At 64.3% G+C, this 22,100-nt stretch carries 22 protein-coding genes and 1 pseudogene; 11 read left to right on the forward strand and 12 right to left on the reverse strand.

The window, feature by feature from the left end; all coding sequences use genetic code 11:
* Positions 1-9: 9 nt before the first annotated feature.
* From ACZY08_RS28595 to ACZY08_RS28605, 3 genes are all read right to left on the reverse strand, one after another.
* Positions 10-576, reverse strand: coding sequence for a dihydrofolate reductase family protein (locus tag ACZY08_RS28595; RefSeq protein ID WP_463747980.1), 567 nt, complete (start codon positions 574-576; stop codon positions 10-12).
* A gap of 92 nt (positions 577-668) precedes the next feature.
* Entirely contained in the window at positions 669-1,538 is an 870-nt protein-coding gene (locus ACZY08_RS28600) for a hypothetical protein (RefSeq protein WP_463747981.1), read from the reverse strand.
* Between the two features lie 173 nt (positions 1,539-1,711).
* Positions 1,712-2,455, reverse strand: a complete 744-nt coding sequence (locus ACZY08_RS28605; protein WP_463747982.1) for an NAD(P)/FAD-dependent oxidoreductase — start codon at positions 2,453-2,455, stop codon at positions 1,712-1,714.
* A gap of 116 nt (positions 2,456-2,571) precedes the next feature.
* On the opposite strand from ACZY08_RS28605, the gene ACZY08_RS28610 reads away from it, so the two are divergent.
* Positions 2,572-2,838 (forward strand): hypothetical protein, encoded by a 267-nt coding sequence (locus tag ACZY08_RS28610; RefSeq protein ID WP_463747983.1) that lies wholly within the window; start codon positions 2,572-2,574, stop codon positions 2,836-2,838.
* Positions 2,839-2,892: 54 nt separating this feature from the next.
* On the opposite strand, the gene ACZY08_RS28615 is transcribed toward ACZY08_RS28610, so the two are convergent.
* Positions 2,893-3,702: an LLM class F420-dependent oxidoreductase gene (locus tag ACZY08_RS28615; RefSeq protein WP_463747984.1), complete on the reverse strand. Its 810-nt coding sequence runs from the start codon at positions 3,700-3,702 to the stop codon at positions 2,893-2,895.
* A 93-nt stretch (positions 3,703-3,795) separates the two neighbouring features.
* Positions 3,796-5,481: a GMC family oxidoreductase gene (locus ACZY08_RS28620; RefSeq protein WP_463747985.1), complete on the reverse strand. Its 1,686-nt coding sequence runs from the start codon at positions 5,479-5,481 to the stop codon at positions 3,796-3,798.
* A 316-nt stretch (positions 5,482-5,797) separates the two neighbouring features.
* On the opposite strand from ACZY08_RS28620, the gene ACZY08_RS28625 reads away from it, so the two are divergent.
* Positions 5,798-6,274, forward strand: a complete 477-nt coding sequence (locus ACZY08_RS28625; RefSeq protein WP_463747986.1) for a hypothetical protein — start codon at positions 5,798-5,800, stop codon at positions 6,272-6,274.
* Positions 6,275-6,332: 58 nt separating this feature from the next.
* Here ACZY08_RS28625 and ACZY08_RS28630 read toward each other — a convergent pair whose 3' ends face one another.
* Positions 6,333-6,788 carry a hypothetical protein gene (locus ACZY08_RS28630; RefSeq protein ID WP_463747987.1) on the reverse strand — a complete coding sequence of 152 codons (456 nt, stop codon included), beginning with the start codon at positions 6,786-6,788 and terminating at the stop codon, positions 6,333-6,335.
* Positions 6,789-6,895: 107 nt separating this feature from the next.
* On the opposite strand from ACZY08_RS28630, the gene ACZY08_RS28635 reads away from it, so the two are divergent.
* A complete protein-coding gene (locus ACZY08_RS28635; protein ID WP_463747988.1) occupies positions 6,896-7,732 on the forward strand; it encodes a helix-turn-helix domain-containing protein in 837 nt (278 codons plus the stop codon).
* Here the strand turns inward: ACZY08_RS28635 and ACZY08_RS28640 are convergent.
* Together ACZY08_RS28640 and ACZY08_RS28645 are read right to left on the reverse strand one after the other, a co-directional pair.
* A complete protein-coding gene (locus ACZY08_RS28640; RefSeq protein WP_463747989.1) occupies positions 7,704-8,861 on the reverse strand; it encodes a serine hydrolase domain-containing protein in 1,158 nt (385 codons plus the stop codon). The two genes, ACZY08_RS28635 and ACZY08_RS28640, sit on opposite strands and share 29 nt — an antisense overlap.
* A 60-nt stretch (positions 8,862-8,921) precedes the next feature.
* Positions 8,922-9,683: an IclR family transcriptional regulator gene (locus ACZY08_RS28645; protein ID WP_463747990.1), complete on the reverse strand. Its 762-nt coding sequence runs from the start codon at positions 9,681-9,683 to the stop codon at positions 8,922-8,924.
* 166 nt (positions 9,684-9,849) lie between these two features.
* Between ACZY08_RS28645 and ACZY08_RS28650 the strand changes: the two genes are divergently transcribed.
* Positions 9,850-11,127 carry a DUF6986 family protein gene (locus ACZY08_RS28650; RefSeq protein ID WP_463747991.1) on the forward strand — a complete coding sequence of 426 codons (1,278 nt, stop codon included), beginning with the start codon at positions 9,850-9,852 and terminating at the stop codon, positions 11,125-11,127.
* Positions 11,124-11,939, forward strand: a complete 816-nt coding sequence (locus ACZY08_RS28655; protein WP_463747992.1) for a bifunctional allantoicase/(S)-ureidoglycine aminohydrolase — start codon at positions 11,124-11,126, stop codon at positions 11,937-11,939. Before ACZY08_RS28650 ends, ACZY08_RS28655 begins: the two co-directional genes overlap by 4 nt.
* A gap of 56 nt (positions 11,940-11,995) precedes the next feature.
* Here the strand turns inward: ACZY08_RS28655 and ACZY08_RS28660 are convergent, their stop codons facing one another.
* Together ACZY08_RS28660 and ACZY08_RS28665 are read right to left on the reverse strand one after the other, a co-directional pair.
* Positions 11,996-12,718: an aspartate/glutamate racemase family protein gene (locus tag ACZY08_RS28660; RefSeq protein ID WP_463747993.1), complete on the reverse strand. Its 723-nt coding sequence runs from the start codon at positions 12,716-12,718 to the stop codon at positions 11,996-11,998.
* 11 nt (positions 12,719-12,729) lie between these two features.
* A complete protein-coding gene (locus ACZY08_RS28665; protein ID WP_463747994.1) occupies positions 12,730-14,235 on the reverse strand; it encodes an NCS1 family nucleobase:cation symporter-1 in 1,506 nt (501 codons plus the stop codon).
* Between the two features lie 224 nt (positions 14,236-14,459).
* Here ACZY08_RS28665 and allB point away from each other — a divergent pair, with 224 nt between their 5' ends.
* From allB to ACZY08_RS28680, 3 genes are all read left to right on the forward strand, one after another.
* Positions 14,460-15,827 (forward strand): allantoinase AllB, encoded by a 1,368-nt coding sequence (allB, locus tag ACZY08_RS28670; RefSeq protein ID WP_463747995.1) that lies wholly within the window; start codon positions 14,460-14,462, stop codon positions 15,825-15,827.
* Positions 15,828-15,908: 81 nt separating this feature from the next.
* Positions 15,909-17,057 (forward strand): SGNH/GDSL hydrolase family protein, encoded by a 1,149-nt coding sequence (locus tag ACZY08_RS28675; protein ID WP_463748074.1) that lies wholly within the window; start codon positions 15,909-15,911, stop codon positions 17,055-17,057.
* A 198-nt stretch (positions 17,058-17,255) separates the two neighbouring features.
* Entirely contained in the window at positions 17,256-18,059 is an 804-nt protein-coding gene (locus ACZY08_RS28680) for a ParA family protein (RefSeq protein ID WP_463747996.1), read from the forward strand.
* A 28-nt stretch (positions 18,060-18,087) separates the two neighbouring features.
* Here ACZY08_RS28680 and ACZY08_RS28685 read toward each other — a convergent pair.
* Positions 18,088-18,168: pseudogene (locus ACZY08_RS28685) on the reverse strand (YaeQ family protein); the annotation flags it as partial.
* A gap of 300 nt (positions 18,169-18,468) precedes the next feature.
* On the opposite strand from ACZY08_RS28685, the gene ACZY08_RS28690 reads away from it, so the two are divergent.
* The 3 genes from ACZY08_RS28690 (at position 18,469) to ACZY08_RS28700 (ending at position 21,239) form a co-directional block, all read left to right on the forward strand.
* On the forward strand, positions 18,469-19,404 hold the full coding sequence (locus tag ACZY08_RS28690; protein ID WP_463747997.1) for a LysR family transcriptional regulator: 936 nt from the start codon (positions 18,469-18,471) through the stop codon (positions 19,402-19,404).
* 178 nt (positions 19,405-19,582) lie between these two features.
* A complete protein-coding gene (locus tag ACZY08_RS28695) occupies positions 19,583-20,176 on the forward strand; it encodes a carboxymuconolactone decarboxylase family protein (RefSeq protein WP_463747998.1) in 594 nt (197 codons plus the stop codon).
* A gap of 55 nt (positions 20,177-20,231) precedes the next feature.
* Positions 20,232-21,239 carry a hypothetical protein gene (locus ACZY08_RS28700; RefSeq protein ID WP_463747999.1) on the forward strand — a complete coding sequence of 336 codons (1,008 nt, stop codon included), beginning with the start codon at positions 20,232-20,234 and terminating at the stop codon, positions 21,237-21,239.
* A gap of 160 nt (positions 21,240-21,399) precedes the next feature.
* Here the strand turns inward: ACZY08_RS28700 and ACZY08_RS28705 are convergent, their stop codons facing one another.
* Positions 21,400-21,951, reverse strand: a complete 552-nt coding sequence (locus ACZY08_RS28705; protein WP_463748000.1) for a YaeQ family protein — start codon at positions 21,949-21,951, stop codon at positions 21,400-21,402.
* Positions 21,952-22,100: the final 149 nt, after the last annotated feature.

Consider the following 22,100-nt stretch of genomic DNA (forward strand, 5'->3'; position numbering starts at 1 on the left):
AGAGACCGGTCAGTCGCGTTTCGTCTCGTAGCGCAGCAGCACGGTGCCGCCCGGGAAGGTGCGGTTCTCCAACAGCCGCAGCGAGATCCATGAAGGCAGGGTCGGGAAGAACGGTATGCCGCCGCCCACGGCGGTGGGCGCAACCACGATCCGGTATTCGTCCACCAGTCCGGCTTGCACGATCGGTGCGGCCAGCGTCGCGCCGGCCACCTCCAGCGTTCCGTCGGTTTCGGCTTTCAGCTGCCTCACCACCTCGACCGGGTCGTCGCGCACCAGGCGGGAGTTCCAGTCGACCGAATCCAACGTGCGCGAGAAGACGACCTTGGGCATGTTGCGCCAGATGCGGGCGAAGTCGACGATCAGAGGGGTGGCGTCGGGGGCCTGGTCGGCGGTCGGCCAGTAGGCGGACATCAGTTCGTAGAGTCGGCGCCCGTAGAACGCCAGGGCAGTCTCCCGTTCGAAGTCGTTCCAGTACTGGTGCAGTTCCTCGCTCGGTTCGGACCAGTCGATGTTGCCTTGTGCGTCGGCGATGTACCCGTCCACCGACACGTTGAAGCCATAGATGAGTTTGCCCATTCAATTCAGACCGCACCGGAGGGCAAAACTCATCGCGACGCCATATGCCGTCCCGCCGCATCGGTGTGGTCCACACCGCGAAGTGCGGGCAGTCAGCCGTCCCCGAGTCGGTCCAGCCGCGACTCTGCTTGTGCCAGAGCCGATTCAGCGGCTTGTAACCGCCGTTGCTGAGCTTGCGCTGACCGCTCTGCTACGTCCAGCTGCGTCGTCGCCGTCTCGATGTCATGCTCAGCGGCGGCCACCGCCTCGAGCAGCTTCTCGTAGCGCCGACGCGCAGTTTTGACGCTCGCACGATGCTCAGTCACCGAGGCGACCTCGTTGTCGTGGGCGGTGCGCGCTGCGTTCACCTCGGACGCGGCAGTGTCGCGGTTGCGTCGAGCCTCGTCCAGCGCGGCAACGTCCGAGTCGGACTGTTTCTTCGTCGACGGCGGTGGGGTCGCCCGCGATACCGAGCCGGTCTCGGGCCGTGATTGAGTGACGACCGCGGAGGAAGCTCCGAAGTCGCCGAAGCCCGACCACTCTTCGGCTCGAGGCAGCCGGCCCAGGCGGGCGGCGACCTCGGGGTCGGCGATCGCCGCCTGCAACGTGGCTGAGACGTCGTCGCGCACACCCGCCGCGGGATCCAACCCTGCAGACGCAAACGCCGCGCGGGTCAGTTCCTGTACCAGACGCCGCTGGACCGTGGACAATTCGCGGATGCGTTGCCCGTCCATGGCTGCATGCGCGGCGCGCAGCGCCTCATGCAGATCGGCCACTCGCCGGCGCACCGTTGCGTCGGTCAGTGCCAGCCGGTTCACCACCCAGGCCGCCATCGTCGGTCGCCGGGCCGCGGCGATCGCCTTGGCCGCCTCAGCGTCACCGCGCTTGCGTGCGGCCGCCGCGAACTCCTTGCGCCGAGCCGTGAACTCCTCCGGCCGCGTGCCGTAGAGCGAGTCGAGGTCGTCGTCGGCAGTCACTGCCACGGCCTCGTAGTAGGACAAGCCACGCGTTCATTTTCGCAGATGGGCAGGCTGTCACACCGAGGAGCAGATGAACGGCGCCGATTTGGTGTGGAGTGGGCGAGAACCACGGGCTGTTCGGGGACCATCGTCTCTGTCAGCGTGAGCGCTTCCGGAGGCCCGCGGACTTCGGGGTTTCAGGCGTTCTTGGGCAACCGAATACCCTCGGCAGCAGTGAAACTGGCGTCGTCTTCTGAAGACAGTCCGATAGACACCACAGTGCGCGCGAAGACGGCGTCGGTCAGATACGCGAGCGTTACCGCCCACCGGTTCACCATTCGCGGCATGGCGTAGAGGTGGTAGGCGCGGGTGACTGCCTTGGCAGGGAAGCCGGACATGTGCACGCCCAGCGGATTCGCGACAGCGTAGCGCGGCCCCAAATCGACGACCAGACCCATGTTGCGGTGCTTGTAGTGTCGCCTGTTGCCGTAACCGAGGCTGGCAGCAACGTTGTGCCCCAACGTGTTACCTTGCCGGATCGCATGTTGGGCGGTCGGCGGAGTGATCTTGCCAGGCTGGGTGATGTCTGGCACGGCGGCCGCGTCACCGGCGGCGAAGACGTCGAGGTGATCGGTGAACGTCACCGTGCGGGCATCAAGGTCAACGCCGTCGACGCGACCGCGTACCGCCCGTACGCCCTTGAGCGCACCGGCCAACGGGACGGTGACGAACCGCGCATCGACGACACCTCCGGCCACGTCCGGGAGCAGCGGCGTGTAGAGCATGTAATCGACCGGCGAAATGATCGTGATGTCGATCGGCGCGTGATGCCGGCGTGCCAAACCGGCAAGCCGCCGTGCGCATTGGAAACCGGTGAACCCGCTACCGACGATGACGACAGACTTTCTCGGCCCGCCGCCGTCCAGAGAATGTTCGCCCATAATGCTGGCGTACCCGTCTGGCAACGGTACGACACCTCACAATCAACCTGTACGGGCCCGTTGAATCCTTTGTCGATTGCGGGACAATGCGCGATGACGCGCTGCTAGCGTGGGGTATGAGAGCGCAATCATCGCCATTCCACCCCGTCCATTGCGCCGATGATCTTATTGACGCCTACCTCGCACACGAAGATCGGCTACTCGCCGAAGCCGCGGGCGACGCGACCGGCGCCGGCGAGTACCGCCGCCGCGACGATGACGACGTCCTGGCGGCGCTCCGCGCCTGGAAAACGAAGGCGGCAGATCGCGGCAAGCCGCTCACCGAGAAGGACTGGACAAGTCTGGTCCTCGAGCTTGTGCACCGCGCTGCTGCGCAACGCTGACGGCGCGTCGGTCGACAGCGGGACAGCCGGGCTGATGAGGCACGGCGCCGCGCCTCACCCGTTGTCCCGCCAGGTGAGCACCTCTTTGAGAGACGCGAGGTCGTAACCGTTGTCGGCGGTGAGTTCGGTCTGGAACAGCGTGACTCCTGCCTCGCGGAATGCGTCGGCGCTGTCCGCGTTCTCCCACAGCGTCGAGCGTTCGATATCGGCACCGTTGCGGCCGAACGTCGCTGCCAGCTCGTCGACGCGGTCGCTGGACCTGCGGAAGGCGTCGAGGTCTTGGAAGGCGTGCCAGATGTCGGCGTGCCGGGCAACGGCCGGCAGCGAGCGTTTTGGCCCGGTGCCGCCGATGAGGATCGGTACCTTGCGCACGGGCGGCGGAATCAGTGCAGCGAGCCGGTTTTCGATGCGGATCAGGCTCTCGTCGAACAGATCGAAGCGGGAGCCGAAGGTGCCGAAGTCGTAACCGTAGGTGGTGTAGTCCTTTTCGTACCAGCCCGCGCCGAGGCCGAGGATGAGCCGGCCGCCGCTGATGTGGTCGACGGTGCGTGCCATGTCGGCGAGCAGGTCTGCGTTGCGGTATCCGACACCGGTGACGAGGAGCCCGATCTCGGCGTGCGAGGTGATCTCGCCCCACGAGGCGAGCGCGGTCCAGCCCTCGAAGTTGGCGACGTCGGGCTGCTCGTCTGTCAGGATGGGCTTGCCGTCGACGATGGCCTCCATCGCCGGGCGGTGAAAGTGGTCGTAGCCGAAAATCACGTCGACGCCGAGGTCGTCGGCGGCGAGGACGGCCTCGCGCCATGTGCGGTAATCGGGTGTGCCGCCGGGCTGGATCTGTACGGCGACGCGGACGGGACGGGTCATGGATGCTCCTGAGTCGGGGAGTGGGCGACTCTTGAGCCAAGTTCACCGGGCGCGGTGTTTATTCCGGACCGGCACGTCTTGGTAGTGACCGGCTCATCCCAGGATCGCCCGCGCTGCGCGTTCGGCGACCAGCATGACCGGCGCGTTGGTGTTCCCGGAAGTGATCGTGGGCATCGCCGAAGCATCAGCCACTCGGAGACCAGCGACGCGGTACACGCGACAATCGGTGTCGAGCACTGTGGCGGCCGACCGCGGCCGACCGCGTGTGTCAAAGGCCCCCATCGCACAGGTGCCCACCGGATGAAAGATGGTGGTACCGAGCTCGCAGGCCGCCTGCTGCAGGTCTTCGTCGCTCACCAATTGCGGGCCAGGAAGCAACTCCTCGGGGGAGTAGCGGGCCAGGGGCTGCGCCGCCATGATCTTCCGGGTTATCCGGAGTCCGCGCACGGCGGTTTGACGATCGGCGTCAGTGGAGAGGTAGTTGCAGGAGATCTTGGGGTTGGCCAACGGATCTGCGGTGGCTATGCGCACATGCCCCCGCGAGCTCGGTCGCAGATTGCAGACCGAGGGAGTGATCGCTGCGAAAGGATGTAGCGGTTCACCGAACTTGGGCAGAGACAAAGGCTGCACATGCCACTCCAGATCGGGACTGGCCAATTCGGGATCACTTTTGGCGAAAGCACCCAGCGTGGAGGGCGGCATGGTCATCGGCCCTGAGCGCAGCAACAGGTACTGAAGCCCCATGCCGCCACGGGTGATCCAATTCCGGTACAACGTATTGACGGTTTGGGCGCCGCGCACCCGGTAGACCGTTCGCAGCTGAAGATGGTCCTGGAGGTTTTCACCCACACCCGGCAGATCGACGGCCACCGGCACCTGGTGCTGGGTGAGCAGCCCGGCCGGGCCCAGACCCGACGCTTGCATGAGCTGCGGTGAACCGATCGCTCCGGCACTCAGGATCACTTCCCGGCGAGCCTGAACGTCGATGATGTGGCCGTCTTTGAGCAGCCGCACACCGGTGGCGCGGTGCTGGGCGGTAATCCAGGCACCGCGACGCTGGTCTTCGCTGACCTGGTCGTCCATCAGCAGCTGTAGGGCCTGGGTGTGGGTGTAGACGGTGAGATTGGGTCGGTGGACGACGGGATGCAGGAAAGCATCGGCCATCGACCAGCGACGGCCGCGCCGTTGGTTGACGTGAAAGTAGGCGCTGCCGGAGTTGTCGCCCCGGTTGAACTCGTCGATCGGGGCAATGCCGACCTGGGCGGCGGCGGCCTGCCAAGCGTCCAAGATTTTCCAACGCACTCTTGGCCGCTCGACGCGGATCTCACCACCGGCGCCGTGCCAGTCATCAGCTCCACCGAAGTAGTCCTCCAACTGCTTGTAGATCGCCAATGTCTCGCCGGGACCGTCCGGGCCACCCCAAAGCCAGCGGTCGTCACCGGTGGCCTGGGCCCACAGGTCGTAATCGCTGGCCTGTCCGCGCATGTGGATCATGGCGTTGATGGACGAGGAGCCGCCGATCACCCGGCCTCGCGCGTAGTGAATGCTGCGACCGGCCAGACCTGTGTCGGCCTCGGTCGTGAAGCACCAGTCGGTGCGAGGGTTCGCAATTGTGTACAGGTAGCCCACCGGGATCTTGATCCAGAACCAGTTGTCGTCGCCGCCTGCCTCGATCAAGAGCACTCGGTGATCGGGGTTGGCGCTGAGACGGTTGGCGAGCAGGCAGCCCGCACTTCCTGCTCCCACGATGACGAAATGGAAGTCGGCGATAGGGCTCATCTCCGGCAAGGTTCCTCCGCGATCTTCGATTCCGTCGTATTCCTCCTCAGAACGTAACTGTTGGCGAGTTGGCTGGATGGCGAGTTGGTCCACCGACAGCTGAGTGGAGCGCGTTTCAGTAGGGGTTAGCCTCGGTCGATGAATGTGCTGACGTTGTTGGACATCGACCCCGGCCTGGGGGTATGGATTGCGGCCGTGGACGGACGCGCCGTGAGGAAGTGGGCAGCAAGGTGACGCGCGAGTCGACTCGGCCGGTAACCCACTGGTAGGAGACGCGGAATACGGGGTGGCACAAAGCTGTTGCTAGCATCTCTCCGTGGAAGCCGGCAAGCGGGACGAGGTGATCGGCCGTTTGGTCGATCAACTCACCGAAGCGATGCACCGCGTCAGCGCCGCTGAGCCTGACGAGGAAATCGATGGTGCGGCCACCGACGTCTACCTCCTTAACGACTTGATCGCTGCAGCCACGCACGAGATGGCATCCACTATCGGGCTTCTTCTCACCGATATCCTTGCGCTGCAGGACCGCTTGCGTCTACGGGATGCGTTTGCGGAGTTCACCGACGACCAGTTCGACGCCATCGTGAACGAGGGGTGGTCGCTCGGTCTCGTCGGCAGCGTCTGTGCCACCGCAGCGCCCTCCAACCGCGACAAGAAAACTGTGTCACATCGCATCCGGGAACTTGTCGCCGCATACTCCGCATTGCCTGGACCAGTTGTAAAGGCGCTCAACCGTATTGACGCACGGCGAAACGCTCAGCACAAGAGGGGTTTGCCGCAGCTTCCCCCGTAAACCTCCGCCTTCCTGGTGTTTGAGGGAGCGCGATCTCCTGCGTACCGATGCGGCGTCGTCAACGAGATTCAGAAAGACTCCTGGGACGGTGATCACTGCCGCGCGCATCGACCAGTCGCGGAAAGAGGGGTGCTCCCCGCAGCGGGCGGTAATCAGCGGCTGCAAACGCAGCTGCGGCTGCGGATATCAACGCCAGGATGAGGGCTGGCTGGCGGCTGGCATGGTCAGGGAAGTCGTAGAACAGTAGCCAGGCCAACGTCACGGTGGTGATTACACCAAGACCATCGGTCGCGCCGATGATCGAAACATCCGGCCTGTTCAGGCCGATCTGTCCGCCCGTAATCGCGGTGGTCAGCGCACATACGGCGAGGATGACGCAGAGCGGAAAAGTGAGCTGCCACAACCCCCACGCGATGCGATCACCGTCCTGAACCTGGGCCCATGGCAGGAATAATGCGACGATCATCGAGGCGCCGGCTGCGCCGCAGATCAGCCGTCGGAGCAATGCAGTCATTTCGTCCTCCTAAGGGGTCTACCAGTGATCGTCACGGTCAAAGGTCGTGCTGTCGATTACCTCGAGGTAATGGAGCCGCGAACACCATGCGGCTACAGTCGGTGCGAATGGTGACCACCAGCTCCGCTCCTCAGGTCGGGCCGCTGCTGCGGGAGTGGCGGCAACGGCGTCGGCTGACTCAGCTAGAGCTTGCACTCGATGCGGGCGTATCGGCCCGCCATCTGAGTTTCGTCGAGACCGGCCGCTCCAAGCCTGGACGCGACATGCTGCTGCGCCTTGGGGATCGGCTCGAAATCCCGTTCCGCGAACGCAACCGGCTACTGCTCGCGGCCGGACACGCTCCGGCATTCCCCGAGCATCCTTTCGGCGCACCGGAACTCGCTCCGATCCGCGAAGCGCTGGAGCGGATTCTGAAAAACCATGAGCCGTATCCGGCGGTCGTATTCGACTCTCATTGGAACCTGGTTGCCGCAAACGCGGCCATCCAACCACTCGTTGCGACCATCGATCCTGCCCTGCTGAACCCGCCTGTCAACGTCCTCCGCATCGGCCTGGAATTGATGCCGCAGATCATCAACGCCCACGACGTCATGGCCTACTTTCGTGATCGCATCCAGCGCCAGCTCGCCGCCACCGCCGACAAGCAGCTCGCGCAGCTCTTGGAGGAGTTTGAGAACTCCATGCGGCGCGACGACCGCGATGCGGCAAGCGAATCCGACTTCGCGCAGAATCTCGGTCCGGTGCGAGTCCGGGCGCCAGACGGTGGCAAGTGGTCTTTCTTCGGCATGTTCGGCACATTCGACATGCCGTTCGAAGTCACGATTTCCGAATTGGCCATCGAGTTGCTCTTTCCCGCCGATCGCACGACTGCCGATGCGTTTGAATCGCTTGCTCGAGATCGCGAAGAGAGCGGTGTCACAACGCGTCGTACACGGCGGCGATGAGTCGATAGGCACGGCGATCGCCGGCGAGCCAGTCGCGGCGCAGATTGGGCACGAAGGCAAAAGCGACGTTGTGCTCGAGATCTGCCAGGCCGACCGAGCCACCGGCCCCCGGGTGACCGAAAACAGTGCGTTGGGCAGCTTCGGGCACCACGAAGTTCTGCGACGGCAGCATGTAGCCGAGGCCGAATGCGCTTTCCAAGCACAGCACCCGGTCGCGACCGCGGACGCGTTCTCTGATCGCTTCCCGCAGTGGACCCGGGGCGATGAGGGTTCCGCCGATCACGTCGCCGTAGAATTTGGCCAGATCACGCGCGGTGGTAACCAGGCCGGCGGCGGGCCAGCCGGCCGCCAATACTTCTGGATCGTTATAGGAAGCAACGGGATTCGATGACGCCCGGATGAACAGCGATTCTGAATCGGCGATCGCGGCCGCCATCTCGGCGACTGTGTCGTCCGGTATCGGCGGCGCGTTCTCGGCGCTCCAGATGCGCTGCTCGGGCGGTGGCGAACTCATCCGGGCAGCCTCGAGCACCGCCGCACCGGAAGCGCCCATTTGCAGCCGATCGCCCAGGTGGCGCCGGGTGAACTCGCCGACTGTCATGCCGGTGTGGCGGCGCACGAATTCGCCGACCAGCCATCCGAAAGTCAAAGCGTGATAACCATGTTCGGTCCCGGGCTGCCAGAGCGGGCGTTGACGCGCCAACAGGTCGGCCATGGCCGCGGGATCCGCGGCTTGGGCCACCGAGACCGGGCGCTCCAACACGGGCAACCCGGCCCGGTGGGCCATCAGGTCGCTCAGGGTGATCTCGCCCTTGTCCTGTTGGGCGAATTCCGGCCACCAGGCGCTCACAGGTTCGTCGGCACCGTTACCGCGCTGCTGGGCGACCATGAGGGCCGCGGTCGCCGTCACACCCTTGGTGCAGGAGAAGGTCGGACAGGCGGTGTCGCGAGTCCATGGACGTCCGGTCCGTCGGTCGGCGATGCCTCCCCACAGATCCACCACCGCACGACCGTCGACGTACACCGCCACGGCGGCGCCGAGGTCGTCGCCGTTGGCCAGACCCGCTTCAAAGACGGCTTTCACTTCGGCAAACGCGGGGTCAGCGTGCCCCTCCGCTGAACTGGACATACAGCGAATTAGAACACGTTCTAGTATTGATCGAGTGCGGATCCGGGGCAGCCGACGGTTTTACCGCTCCCTCGCCCCGATCAGGGCTTCCGAGATCACGCCGGTCGCCTTCTTCAGTGCGGGGACGGCCCGAGCGATCAGTTCCTCGTTGACGTGAGCCGAGGGCCCGGAGATGCCGATTGCCATCGGCGTCGGAGCGCCGGGCACCGCCATGGCGACGGAGCGAACACCGATCTCGAACTCCTCATTGTCGACGGCGTAGCCGTCGACGCGCACGCGTTCGACGTTCGCGAACACCGCAGAAAGGGTCGACGCACTGTTCTCGGTCGGTGCGGGAAATCCGGACTGCGTGACCAGTTTCAGAATGCGTGCATCATCCAACTCGGCCAAGACCGCCTTGCCCACACCGGTTGTGTGCAGACCGACGCGCTGGCCGACCCCACTGTTCGTCCCCATCAGCTTCGAAGGCAGAACCTGTCCGGTGTAGATCACCATGTCACCGTCGAGCACAGCGAGACTTGCCGTCTCCGAGAGCTCGTCGACCAACGACTGCAGCACCGGGGCGGCGACCGCGCCCAGCTGGCGGTTCGCCACGACGCCGAGCCGAATCAATCTCGGCCCCAGTGCGTAGCGGCGATTGGGCAGTTGGCGCACATAGCCGATTCCGACCAACGTGCGCAGGAAACGGTGAATTGTCGGTGGCGGCAAGGGGGACTCCGCCGACAACTCCGTCAGCGAGCACTCTCCGCCGGCACGTCCGATCAATTCCATCAACTCGAACGCGCGCTCCACCGACTGCACGCCGCCCGACTTCTCCACCATACAGTCCACTCCTGGTCGACGATTGTTGTTCCATCCAACATGCGCAACTTAGTTTCCGCAATATGGAAAAGTGTTCGAGTGGGATGATCGGCCGATAATCTCGCGCTAAACTCCACAATGTGGAATTCTGTTTTCACGGAAACTCTCGACAGGGGAGGGGACACCTGTGACACGACGCCTCGACGATGCGGTGCTGGCCGATATCGATCGCCGCCTCTCGGACGCCGACGCACAACTGGTGAACCGATACCCCGGCGACGACGGACGTCGGCAGCCGGTCCATACCGTCTACATTCCGGGCAACCAGTACTCGGCGGCCATGCCCGCCGAGTGGGGCTCCATTGCTCTTGCAACCACGAAGGATGCAGGCGGGCTCGACGCAGTGGCCGCACTCGTCGGTGCGAGCCGCGGAACCGACTGTGAACCCGAGACGCTCGCAGGCCTCGTCGAGAACAAGCTGACCACCGAGCCGATCGAAGACCTCCGCATCGACTTCGAGGACGGCTACGGCACCTTCGATGATGCGACCGAGGACGCCGATGTCGCACAGGCGATCGCCGCACTGCGGATCGCGCTCGACGCAGGCACCTCGACGCCGTTCGTCGGCACCCGATTCAAGTGCTTCGAAGCGGGCACCCGTGCGCGCGGATTGCGCACGCTCGACATGTTCGTCAGCGGACTCGCCGAGTCCGGCGGCCTCCCTGACGGCCTCACCCTCACCCTCCCCAAGGTGACGTCCGTCGACCAGGTTGAGGCGATGGTCCTCGTCGCGAGCGCGCTCGAACGTGCGAACGGACTGCCGGCCGGCCGCATCCGTTTCGAAGTGCAGGTCGAGACACCGCAGGCGATCCTCGGCGCCGACGGCCGCACACCCGTTGCCCAGTTCATCCACGCCGGCCAGGGACGTGTCAGCTCGCTGCACTACGGCACCTACGACTACTCGGCGTCCCTCGGTATCGCCGCCGCCTACCAGTCGATGGAGCATCCGGCGGCAGACCACGCCAAGAACGTCATGCAACTCGCCGTCGCAGGCACCGGCGTTCACATGTCCGACGGCTCGACCAACATCCTCCCGGTCGGTGAGCCCGACAACGTCGCCATGGCGTGGAAGCTGCACGCGCGCCTCGTTCGACGCCACCTGGAACGCGGCATCTACCAGGGCTGGGACATGCACCCCGCCCAACTCGTCACCCGATACCTGGCGACCTACGCGTTCTACCGCGGTGCCTTCGCGTCCGCCGCGACACGCCTGCGCAACTACGTTCACCGACTCGACTCAACCGTCATGGACGAGCCGGCCACCGCCCGCGCACTCGCGAACGTGATCCATCGCGGCAGCGTGTGCGGAGCCCTCACCGACGACGAGATCGAGACGGCCGCCGACCTTCCCACGTCCACCGTGCGCGACATCGCGCTCGGCCACACAACCAGGAGTAATCAGTGACCACAGCGTCGTACTACACGCCCCGCGGCGGCTTGCCCCCGCAGACCGATCTGCTGACCGACCGCGCCATCGTCACCGAGGCCTACACGGTGATCCCGCGCGGCGTCCTCTCGGACATCGTCACCTCGGTGTTCCCGGAGTGGACCGATACGCGCGCATGGATCATCAACCGACCGGTCGCCGGTGGTGCGACGACGTATTACCAGGCGATCGTCGAGGTCAAGCCGGGCGGCGGGGCGCAGCGACCCGAGCCGCAGCCCGAGGTGCAGAGCTTCCTGTTCGTCACCTCCGGTGCGCTCACCGTCGACGCGGCAGGTCAGTCGCAGACGCTCACCGAAGGCGGCTTCGCCTACCTTCCTGCAGGCACCGACTGGTCGGCCCACAACAACGGCGACGCCGACGCGACGTTCGTCTGGATCCGCAAGCGCTACGAGGCCATCGAGGGCCACACGGCGTCGGTGAAGTTCGGCAACGAGCAGGACATCGAACCGTCGGCCATGCCGGGCACCGACGGCAAATGGCGCACCACGCGCATGCTCGATCCGCAGGACCTCGCATACGACATGCACGTCAACGTCGTCACCTTCGAGCCCGGTGCGACCATTCCGTTCGCCGAGACTCACGTGATGGAACACGGCCTCCTGATGCTCGAGGGCAAGGCCGTTTATCACCTCAACGGAGACTGGGTCGAAGTTCAGGAAGGCGACTTCCTCTCGCTGCGCGCCTTCTGCCCGCAGGCGTGTTACGCGGGCGGGCCGTCGAACTTCCGTTACCTGCTGTACAAGGACGTCAACCGCCAGATCATGCTCTGACGCACGACGAGACCGGGCGCCTCATTGAGGCGCCCGGTCTCGCGTATGTCGTTGGCCTACGGCTGGATTGGCCAGCCGATGACCTTCTTCTCGCGCGGCGTCGCGTAGGTGCGCACCTTCGAGGTGGACAGACCCATCCGGACCAGGCCTTCGGCGATGGTGACCGCCGAGCGGACTCCGTCGACGATCGGGACTCCGGTCGCGGCTCTCACCTTCGCTTCGAGCTCGGCCATACCGCCGCAGCCGAGACAGATCACCTCGGCGTGATCGTTCTCGACGGCCTCTCGCGCCTGGCGCACGATCGCCTCGACGGCCCGATCCGGATCCGACTCGAGTTCGAGCACACCAAGGCCCGACGCCCGCACCGACGCGCATCGTGCGTCCAGGCCGGCGAGTTTGAGACGGTCTTCGATCAGCGGGACGGTGCGGTCGAGCGTGGTGACGACCGAGTACTTGTGTCCCAGATACATCGCTGTCGACGCGGCCGCCTCAGTGATGTCCACCACCGGGACGTCGAGCAACTCCTGCAGACCTTCCCGACCGTGCTCGCCGTAGCCGGCCTGGATCACCGCGTCGAACGGCTCGGGGTATGACGTGATCGCGTCCATGACTGCGATGGCCGCGAGATAGCTCTCGAAGTTTCCTTCACACGAGTCCGCGCCGAAACGCGGTGTGATTCCGACGATCTCGGTACCCGGCGATGCGACACCGCGTGCTGACTCGGCGATCGCATCGGTCATCGAGACCGTCGTGTTGACGTTGGCTACGAGGATTCTCATGGCAGTCCCTACTAGTGCGTGCTCGCCACGGCGATCGGCTCGCCGGAGACATCGTGGAACGGTCCCCGGCGGTCTGCAACCAGCAAGTACACGATCGCACCGAGTCCTGCGCCGATGAACCAGGAGAACTCCGAGACGACCTTGAACGCCGGAACGAACGCCATCAGGAGTGCCACTACCGCAGTGATGACCAAGGCAACCACGGCACGCACGTTGACGCCCTTCGCGTAGTGGTATTCACCGAGCGCATCGGTCGAGAACAGGGCGGGAACGTTGATCTTGGAACGACGCACCAGCCAGTAGTCAGCCATGATGATGCCGAAAAGCGGCCCGAGTATGGCGCCGAGGCCACCGAGGAAGTAGTTGATGACGGCGGGGGAGTTGTACAGGTTCCACGGCAGGATCACCAGCCCGATGACGGCCGAGATGAGTGCTGCGCGACGGAAGTTGAGGTGCTTCGGGAACAGGTTGTTGAGGGCATAGATCGGGGCGACGAAGTTCGCCATCAGGTTCACCGCGATGGTCAGGATCAGCAGTGCGAGTGCCGCGAGTACCAGCAGCAGGGTGTTCGGCACTTCCTTGACGATGTCGGCGGGCGAACCGATGACGCGCCCGTCGATGCGGAACTGAGCGCCGGCCAGGGTGATGACGATGCTGCCGAACACCAGCATGTTGAGCGGGATGCCCCAGAAGTTGCCTTTCACGATGGCCCGCTTCGACGTGGCGTTACGGGTGAAGTCGCAGAAATTGAGGACGAACGTGCCGTAGATCGCGACCCACAGGCTGGCGCCGCCAACGATCTTCAGCCACATGTCGACGCCGGTCAGCGAGTCGGGTGTGGTCCACGCGATGGTCCAGTCGGCGCTGCTGAGCATCCAGATCGCGAGCGCGACCATCGTGATCAGAATGACCGGACCGGCGACCGCCTCGTACTTGCGGATCATCTCCATGCCGTAGCTGACGATGACCACCTGGATCACCCACAACCCGACGAACGAGATCCATCCGAGTGTCGACAGCCCCAGGAAGCTGTTCGAGTCAAGGGTCTGGGCCGATGGTGCGAGCGCGACGATCAAGATGCGCAGCACCACCGACGCGAGGTAGGTCTGGATGCCGAACCAGGCGATCGCGACCGCGCCACGGATGACGGCGGGGATCTGGGCGCCGCGGGTGCCGAACGAGATGCGGCTCATCACCGGGAACGGGACGCCGGTTTTCTCTCCCATGAACCCGGACAGGCTGAGCAGCAGGAAGAGGAAGGCGCCGCCGAGTCCGAGAACGAGCAGGATCTGCCACCCACCGAGGCCGAGAGCGAACAGGCCGATGGCGAACGAATAGTTGCCCAGGCTGTGCACGTCGTTCGCCCACAAGGTGAAGATGTTGTACGCGCTCCACCGTCGACCTTCGCGCTTGGTGGGCGCGAGATCGGCGTTGTACAAGAACGGGCTCACGTTGGCGAACGGGGCCGCATCGGTACGACCGGAGTCGCCGATGAGCCCGGTGGACTCTGTGGTCATGGATAAGCCTGTCACGGTCAGTGCGACGGCGCTCAACACCGACGCATACATTCCATTATGTGGAAGTACTATTCCACGATTTTAGTAAGTAAGTCGTATGCAGATGCCGACTGTCAAGCTTTTGACGCGATTGACTGTGTCTGCGCTCACACTTAGAGTGGGTCGCAGGGTGGAGTGTCATTTCCACGATGAGGAATTATGCTGCTAGCCATGGAGAGCTGCCGATGACCGCCGCCGCACCCGAGACGTTGAACCACCCTGAATTCGACCTGGTGGTCCGCGGCGAACGCACGCTGACGACGGCCGGAATCGTCGCCCGAGAGATCGGTATCCGCGACGGTCGCGTCGTCGCCATCGAGCCGCTGGGGAGCGGCCTCACCGGCACAGAGATCGTCGAACTCACCGATGAGCAGGTCATGATCCCGGGCTTGGTCGATACGCACGTGCACGTCAACGAGCCGGGCCGCACCGAATGGGAGGGGTTCGACTCCGCCACCCGCGCAGCCGCGGCGGGCGGTGTGACCACGCTGATCGACATGCCGCTCAACTCGATTCCGCCGACGGTCAACGTCGAAGCACTGAATGCCAAGCGCGCGGCTGCCTCGGGCAAGACGCACATCGACGTCGGTTTCTGGGGCGGCGCGATCCCCGGCAACACCGACGATCTGCGCGGACTTCACGACGACGGCGTGTTCGGCTTCAAATGCTTCCTACTGCACTCCGGCGTCGACGAGTTCCCGCATCTCGACGCCGATGAGATGGAGAAGGACATGGCCGTACTGGCCGGCTTCGACTCCATGATGATCGTGCACGCCGAGGATTCCCGCGCCATCGACCATGCCCCCACGGCCGAGGGTGACCGGTACGAACGCTTCCTCGCGTCTCGGCCGCGCGGCGCCGAGAACGTGGCGATCGCCGAGGTCATCGAGCGCGCTCGGTGGACCGGTGCCCGCGCGCATATCCTGCACCTGTCGTCGTCGGACGCACTGCCGATGCTCGCGACCGCAAAGCGCGACGGCGTCCGGATTTCCGTCGAGACCTGCCCGCACTACCTGACGCTGCTGGCCGAGGAGATCCCCAACGGCGCAACCGCATTCAAGTGCTGCCCACCGATCCGTGAGGCGTCGAATCGGGAGCTTCTGTGGCAGGGCCTGCTCGACGGCACCATCGACTGCATCGTCTCTGACCACTCACCGTCGACGGTCGACCTGAAGGACGTCGAGAACGGTGACTTCGGCGTTGCGTGGGGCGGTGTCGCGTCGCTACAGCTCGGCCTGTCGTTGATCTGGACCGAGGCAAAGCGTCGCGGGATCAAGCTCACGCAGGTGCTCGAATGGATGGCGGCCAAACCCGCCGCACTCGCCGGACTGAACAACAAGGGCAAGATCGCCCTCGGCTACGACGCCGACTTCGCGATCTTCGAGCCCGACTCCGCGCAGGTCGTCGACGTGCACAAGCTGCACCACAAGAACCCGATCAGCCCGTACGACGGACGTGCGCTCGCCGGGGTCGTGACGAGTACCTGGTTGCGCGGCAAGAAGATTGACTTCAAGACGGCACAGGGCAGGATGCTGCGCCGCGGCGGCGTGTAGCGCAAGGCTGCGGGAAGCCACATGGGCGGGGCGTAGTTGGGAACTCAGGTAGCCTGGGGTACGACCTCGAGGAGCTTCGTCATCATCTCGCACCCCATAACCATCGAGTTGTTTCGTGGACCCGCAGAGCTCGAAGATACTGGCCGCGGCCAACTTCCGCACCGCTTGCCGCGGAGCGCACGTGCGCGATGCGACGACCCGCAACTGTTGAGTGCTGAAGCGCAGCCCTCCGGTGTGCGTGTCGCGGTGCGAACGACCGCGACACTTATCGAGCTCGATCTGCTGCGGACACGCGTTGTATTGACCGGCGTGCCGCCGCGTGCCGACGGTGCCGTGGATCTGCTGGTCGATGGTCGGCGGGTTCAGCATGCGACGGTGTATGGCGGTGATCTGGTGCGCATCGACCCGGCAACGGGTGCGACGGAGATGGAGCAAGGTGAGGCGGCGACCCTTCGCTTCGACGGGCTTGCTCCACAGGACAAGACGGTCGAGCTGTGGCTGCCGCATTACGAGCGAGTCGAATTGATTGCCTTGCGTACGGATGCACCGATCGCAGCCGCCCCGGCGGACCGACCCATCTGGGTACACCAGGGCAGCTCGATCAGTCAGGGTTCCAACGCCGCCACTCCCAGCACCACGTGGCCCGCGTTGGCGGCCGCTCACGCGAACCTCGACCTGGTGAATCTGGGCTTTGCAGGTAGCGCAATGCTGGATCCGTTCGTCGCCAGGACAATTCGTGACCACCCCGCCGACCTGATCAGCGTGAAGATCGGTATCAACCTGGTGAATTCGGACCTGATGCGCCAACGCGCGTTCGGTCCCGCTGTACACGGATTCCTCGACACCATCCGTGACGGGCACCCAACGACGCCAATCATGGTCATCGGCCCACTGCATTGTCCGATTCACGAATCTACGCCAGGGCCGGGAAGTTTCGACGAGGAAGCGCTGGCAGCAGGAACGATTCGCTTTATTGCGCTGGGCGACCCGGCCGATGCGGAGGTTCCGAACGCGGCGCTACGGCGGCTCACGCTCCAGAGCATCCGCGAGCAGCTCACTCAGATCGTGGCGCAGCGCCAGACCGAGGATCCGCATCTATCCTATGTCGATGGTCTCGACCTGTACGGACCTCGCGACGAGGCGGCACATCCGCTACCCGACAATCTGCACCCGGACGCCGCTACCCATCGGCTCATCGCAGAACGGTTCGTTGCATTGGCATTGGGGTAGATACGACACCGACCTCCTGGTAAAGCCCACATACTGACCAGTGGACCTTTCGGGTGGCGAAACCGTTTCCGTCTTGCCGGGTGACGAAGGGCTATCCGCTGTTCGGCATATACGCTGAGAACGCGCGGTGTCTGGCAACAGCGCGAACACGATGGGGGAATGCAGCGAGGTGCGTCAGGCATTGCATAGAGGCTCACAGTGGTAGCTGTTTCGGCGCTGGTGCTTTCGGGTAAGGGCGGAACAGCGAAAACGCTATGGCAGATGATGCTGGCGGGGGAGGCCTCGCGGGCTGGGATCTCCGCGTTGTTAGTCGACGCAGACCCAGAGCGAAATCTGTCTAACCACTTCGGAGTTTCGCAGCATTCGACCGGCCTGGGTTCAGTGCTTGAGGATGCCGATATCAGTTTTTGGGGGAATCCCGACAAGGGAGCGAAGCGAATCGATGAGGAGATCATTGAAACTCGATGGCCCGGAATCGATTTGCTACCTGCGGGTGCTTCCTTAGGCCGTGTTGCGGGCTTCGGCGTATCGGACACGGGATTGTTGCGGGCCATATTTGACGCTGCCGGCATCTTTGGCCGTTATGAGGTTGTCCTGATCGACACTGGCGGCCGCACTGGCTCTCTGGAAGCCCTGGCAATGCATCTAGGTGACGTTGCGTACGCGCCGATCACTCCGACCCTTGACGCTGTACGCAAAGCCCGCGAGGCCCGTGACAGAGTTGAGCGCATCCAACGAACGCATCCACTGAGGTGGTGTGGTGTGGTTTTATCTGGTTTCGACCGTAGAAACGGCATCGACCAGTCGATCAGGGAACGGGTAGAGACGGAATTCGGCGACGAGGTCCTTGCTGAACTGCCACGGCGGGCCGTCATCAATGAGGCCTTTCAACTCGGAAACCGACTCGGTGATTACTCCGACGCAACAGCGAAGAATCTCGCGCGAATCTTCCGAGATTTCCTGGAACACGACCTGCTGGGTCGAAACGCGAGCGACCTGTGACGGCAGCGAAATGTGGTGGGTCAGACGTTCACTGCAGTGGTTCGGGCGTGAAGGCGACGTCGACACCGCCCACGGTCATCGTCACCTGATCTTCCATGACCATCACCTGCTGGCCAGAGTCACGTTGTGCATGCCGTGAGCGTACGGCGCGAACGGAAGCACTCATACTCGACGAGATGTGAACGAGCTCTTCCTACAGTCACTCAGAGTCACTGCGAGAGCATCTCCTCCACGGGTAGAAAAGGTTGGGCGGCAGTCCAAATGGGGAGCGTGACCGCCACTCGCAGTCGGACGTGCTTCACTGGTAGACCGCCATATTCGTTCCGGCCATACTCCTGGATGAAGAGGGGGCCTGGACATGTGAGACGGTCGGCCATATAACCGTCGCGCATTGGCTACGCTGTACACCATGCGCCCGTTGAATCTGCATCGGGTTGACCTCAACCTGCTCCCAGGTCTCGTCGCGCTGCTCGACGAAAGACACGTCTCTCGCGCCGCCGAGCGGGTGGGCATCAGTCAACCTGCGATGAGCCGCACGTTGCACCGGCTGCGACGGCTCTTCGACGACGAACTGCTTGTGCGCGGTGACGAGGGCTATGCCCTGACGCCGCGCGCAGAGCGAATCCGCGCTCAAATCTCAACGTTCCTACCGAGTTTGGACGAGCTGTTTGGTACGGATGCTTTCGATCCGGCCTTGGCGGCCCGTGATATCCGCATCATGCTCACCGATTACACGGTGTCGGCGTTCGGAACGGCCCTCGCCCGAGCCATCCGCGCCGAATCGCCGGGGTCGACGATCTCATTCGAGGTGCTCGACGGTCGGGCGTTAGACAAGCTCGAGGGCGGCAGTATCGACCTGCTGGCACTCGGGCGAACGCCGCCGCCGCGATATCGCGCCGAGAAGCTTTTCAGCGATCGGTTCGTCTGTGTAGTGGCGGCCGATCATCCGCTGGCCAAGCGGCGGTCCATGGGATTGCCGCAGTATCTGCGCTGGCCTCATCTGGCGATCGACGTCGAAGAGGGGATGCAGCCCGGCGTGGATCCCGCGCTGCACAGCCTCGGCGTGTCGCGGCGCATTCAACTGACCACTCCCTTCCATGTCACCGCTCCCGCAGCGCTGCCCGGATCCGACCTGGTGCTGACCTTCCCGTCGCGACTGCTGTCCTGGGTGCCCGATGACGGTGCGACCAAGGTGATCCCGGCGCCACCTGACATCCCGCCGTTCACCATTTATGCGGTCTGGCACCCGCGGATGGACGCCGATCCATGGCATCGGTGGCTGCGGCGCATCCTGCAGGGCGTGACCGCCTCACCGCCTTCCGGGGCGCCGCCCGTCGAAGCCTGATGGGTCGCAACTGCCTCTGGCCTGACCTTCCTCGAACTATGCGTGTCATGCATGTGCTACTAGGCAAATGATGCACTTCACAGATGGCAAACGGTGAGGCAGCGTGGAGTTGTGCGGCCGATCGGACTTCCTCCAGAACGACGGCGCCGGAGCAACATCCACATCGAAGGAGAATTCCTTGGCTACCGTGAATGAAAAGCTCGGCGGGCGTTTACCACTGGTCGACCCCGCCGGATTGTCACCCGAGCAGCAGGACCTGGCTGCTTCGGTGAGAACCACACAATTGCCGTGGGCCATCAACGCCGGATTCGAAATCACCTCACCAGATGACCGATTGATCGGTCCATTCAACGCGTTCATGCATCATCCCGAGATCGCCTCTCGCTTCCTGGCTTTCGCGGCTGCCGACTCGAAGTTCGCCATGCTCAACGAGCGCATCCGCGAAATCGTCATCTTGGCGGTCGGGGGAGTGTGGGCCGCCGAGTACGAGCTCTATGCGCACTCGGTGCTGGCGGCCAACGCCGGGATCGACACGGCGGCCATCCAGGCGTTGGCCCATGGTGAAGTTCCGACGTCCCTTCACGGTGACGAACTGATCGCCGCTGAACTGGCGCAGCAACTTTCGAAGGCCCATCGCATCGACGACGCGTTGTATCGGGCTGCGGAAACGGCCTTCGGTCGGCGCGGCCTTTTCGACATCGTCGCGCTGATGGGGCAGTACCTCACCGTATCGGCATTGCTCAGCCTTTTCGAGGTGCCGGCGCCCCGCTGAAACATGCGGCCGGATAACGACACATCGACGTAACAGCATATTTCGAAGGAGCATCATGACCCTCAGCAACACCGCGAACACCACCCTCGCAGCGGTGGCCAACTTCCCGCCGAGCTACTTCCTCGAGAACATCGCGGTACGCGGTGATGGATCCCTCCTGGTGACGGCCCTCAACCACAGCGAGCTGTGGTACGTGCCCGCGCCGACGAGCACCATCCCGGTCGAGCCGCTCCTCATCGCGACGCTCGACGGGCTCACCATGGGCATCGTCGAGACTGAACCCGCCATCTTCTACGTCGGAACGCTCGGCGATCCGTCATTGCACCGCTTCGACTTTCGCGGGTGGACGCCGGGTGACGCGGTGCCGACCTCCCGGGTGCTGACCTTTGCTCCCGACAGTGCGGGGCCAAACGGCGCGTGCCTCCTGGCGCCGAACGTGATCCTCGTGGCCGACTGTGTGGAGGGCCTCATCTGGCGGGTCGACCTCAGCGATGGCGGTCTGAGTGCCACCGTGAAGTTGTGGCTACAGCATGAGTCGATGGCGCCGTCGTACACCGACCCGTTCGCGCCGGTGGTGCTGTCATCCACCGTGCAGATCCCGATGCCGGGCGTCAACGGCGTGCGCTACGCCGCCTCGACCGGTCACCTGTACTACACCGGGTCCGCGACGGAGAGCTTCCTGCGCGTGAGGGTCGATCCCCGCACGTACGAGCCGGAGGGTGCGCCGGAACTGATCGCCGAGGGCATCCACGCGGTCGATGACTTCTGCCTCGACGAGGAGGCCGGCGTCGCCTACATCACCACCCACATCGACAACACCATCCATCGGGTTCCGCTACAGCCGGGCCACGGGCCGGAGCCGGCAATCGTCGCGGGTGATCCGTTCACCGATTCGCTGGTGGGCCCGTCGAGCATCGTCTGGGGCAGGGCGCCGGGTGACTACGGACGGGTCGCTTACGTCACCACCGATGGTGGACATGCCAAGCCACCCACCGACGGCATCGTGCGACCCGCGCAAGTGGTGCGCCTTGCTCTCGAAAAGGAAACCGTGTCGAGCGGATAACCCGGAGGCACTGACCGAACGTGTCCGATATCCACGACTGTGCCGGCAAGGACGATTGTGAGGAAGGCCAGGCCAGGGCGCGTCACCGACTGCCAGCCCTCGACAACGATGACGTCAGCGTCCATGGCGCCAACGTCGACAAGTACCGGGGCTCAGACGCTCACTGAAGTGGTTCGGGCGTGAAGGCGACGTCGACACCGCCCACGGTCATCGTCACCTGATCTTCCATGACCATCACCTGCGCCGAGACCCGTCGATCGACACTCTGGGCCAATTGTTGCACCGCCGCGTGCGGTATCTGCACCACCGACAGGTTCGGCAGTTTCGCCACCTTGGGTCCCACGGTGCGCCACCAGGTGGCCACGCCGGCGGCGAACGGGAACAGCAGCACCTGGTCAGCCTGGCTGGCCGCCTTACTCAAGGCGCGTTCATCGGGCTGGCCAACGTTGATCCACTCCAGGATCCGGCCCGTGTAGTCCGCGAGCCGTACGTCCGGTATGCCAGGGGTGGACAGGCCCGCCCCGAACGCCAACTCACCGTCGACGTCGTTGAGCCGGTGTGCGCGTAGCCCAAACGCCAACAACCGCACCACCATCCGCTCATCGGTCTCACTGGGATGACGGGCCACGGTCAGCGTGTGATCGGCGTAGTAGCCGTGATCGACATCGGAGACGCCAAGTTCGACTTTGAACACTGTTGCAGAAAGGGCCACGTCATAGTGTCCACCCTGGTGGTGTTCCCCGGGCAGGCAGGCCGCTTAGCGTGGTCATAAGCCTCGCGCACGAGCACTGCTCCGGTGCTGTCGGGCACGTATTCCATCGTCTCGTCCGCGCTGACGTCGAGGCCCTGCGAAAACCCGCC

The organism is Mycobacterium sp. IDUB_9, assembly GCF_055419505.1.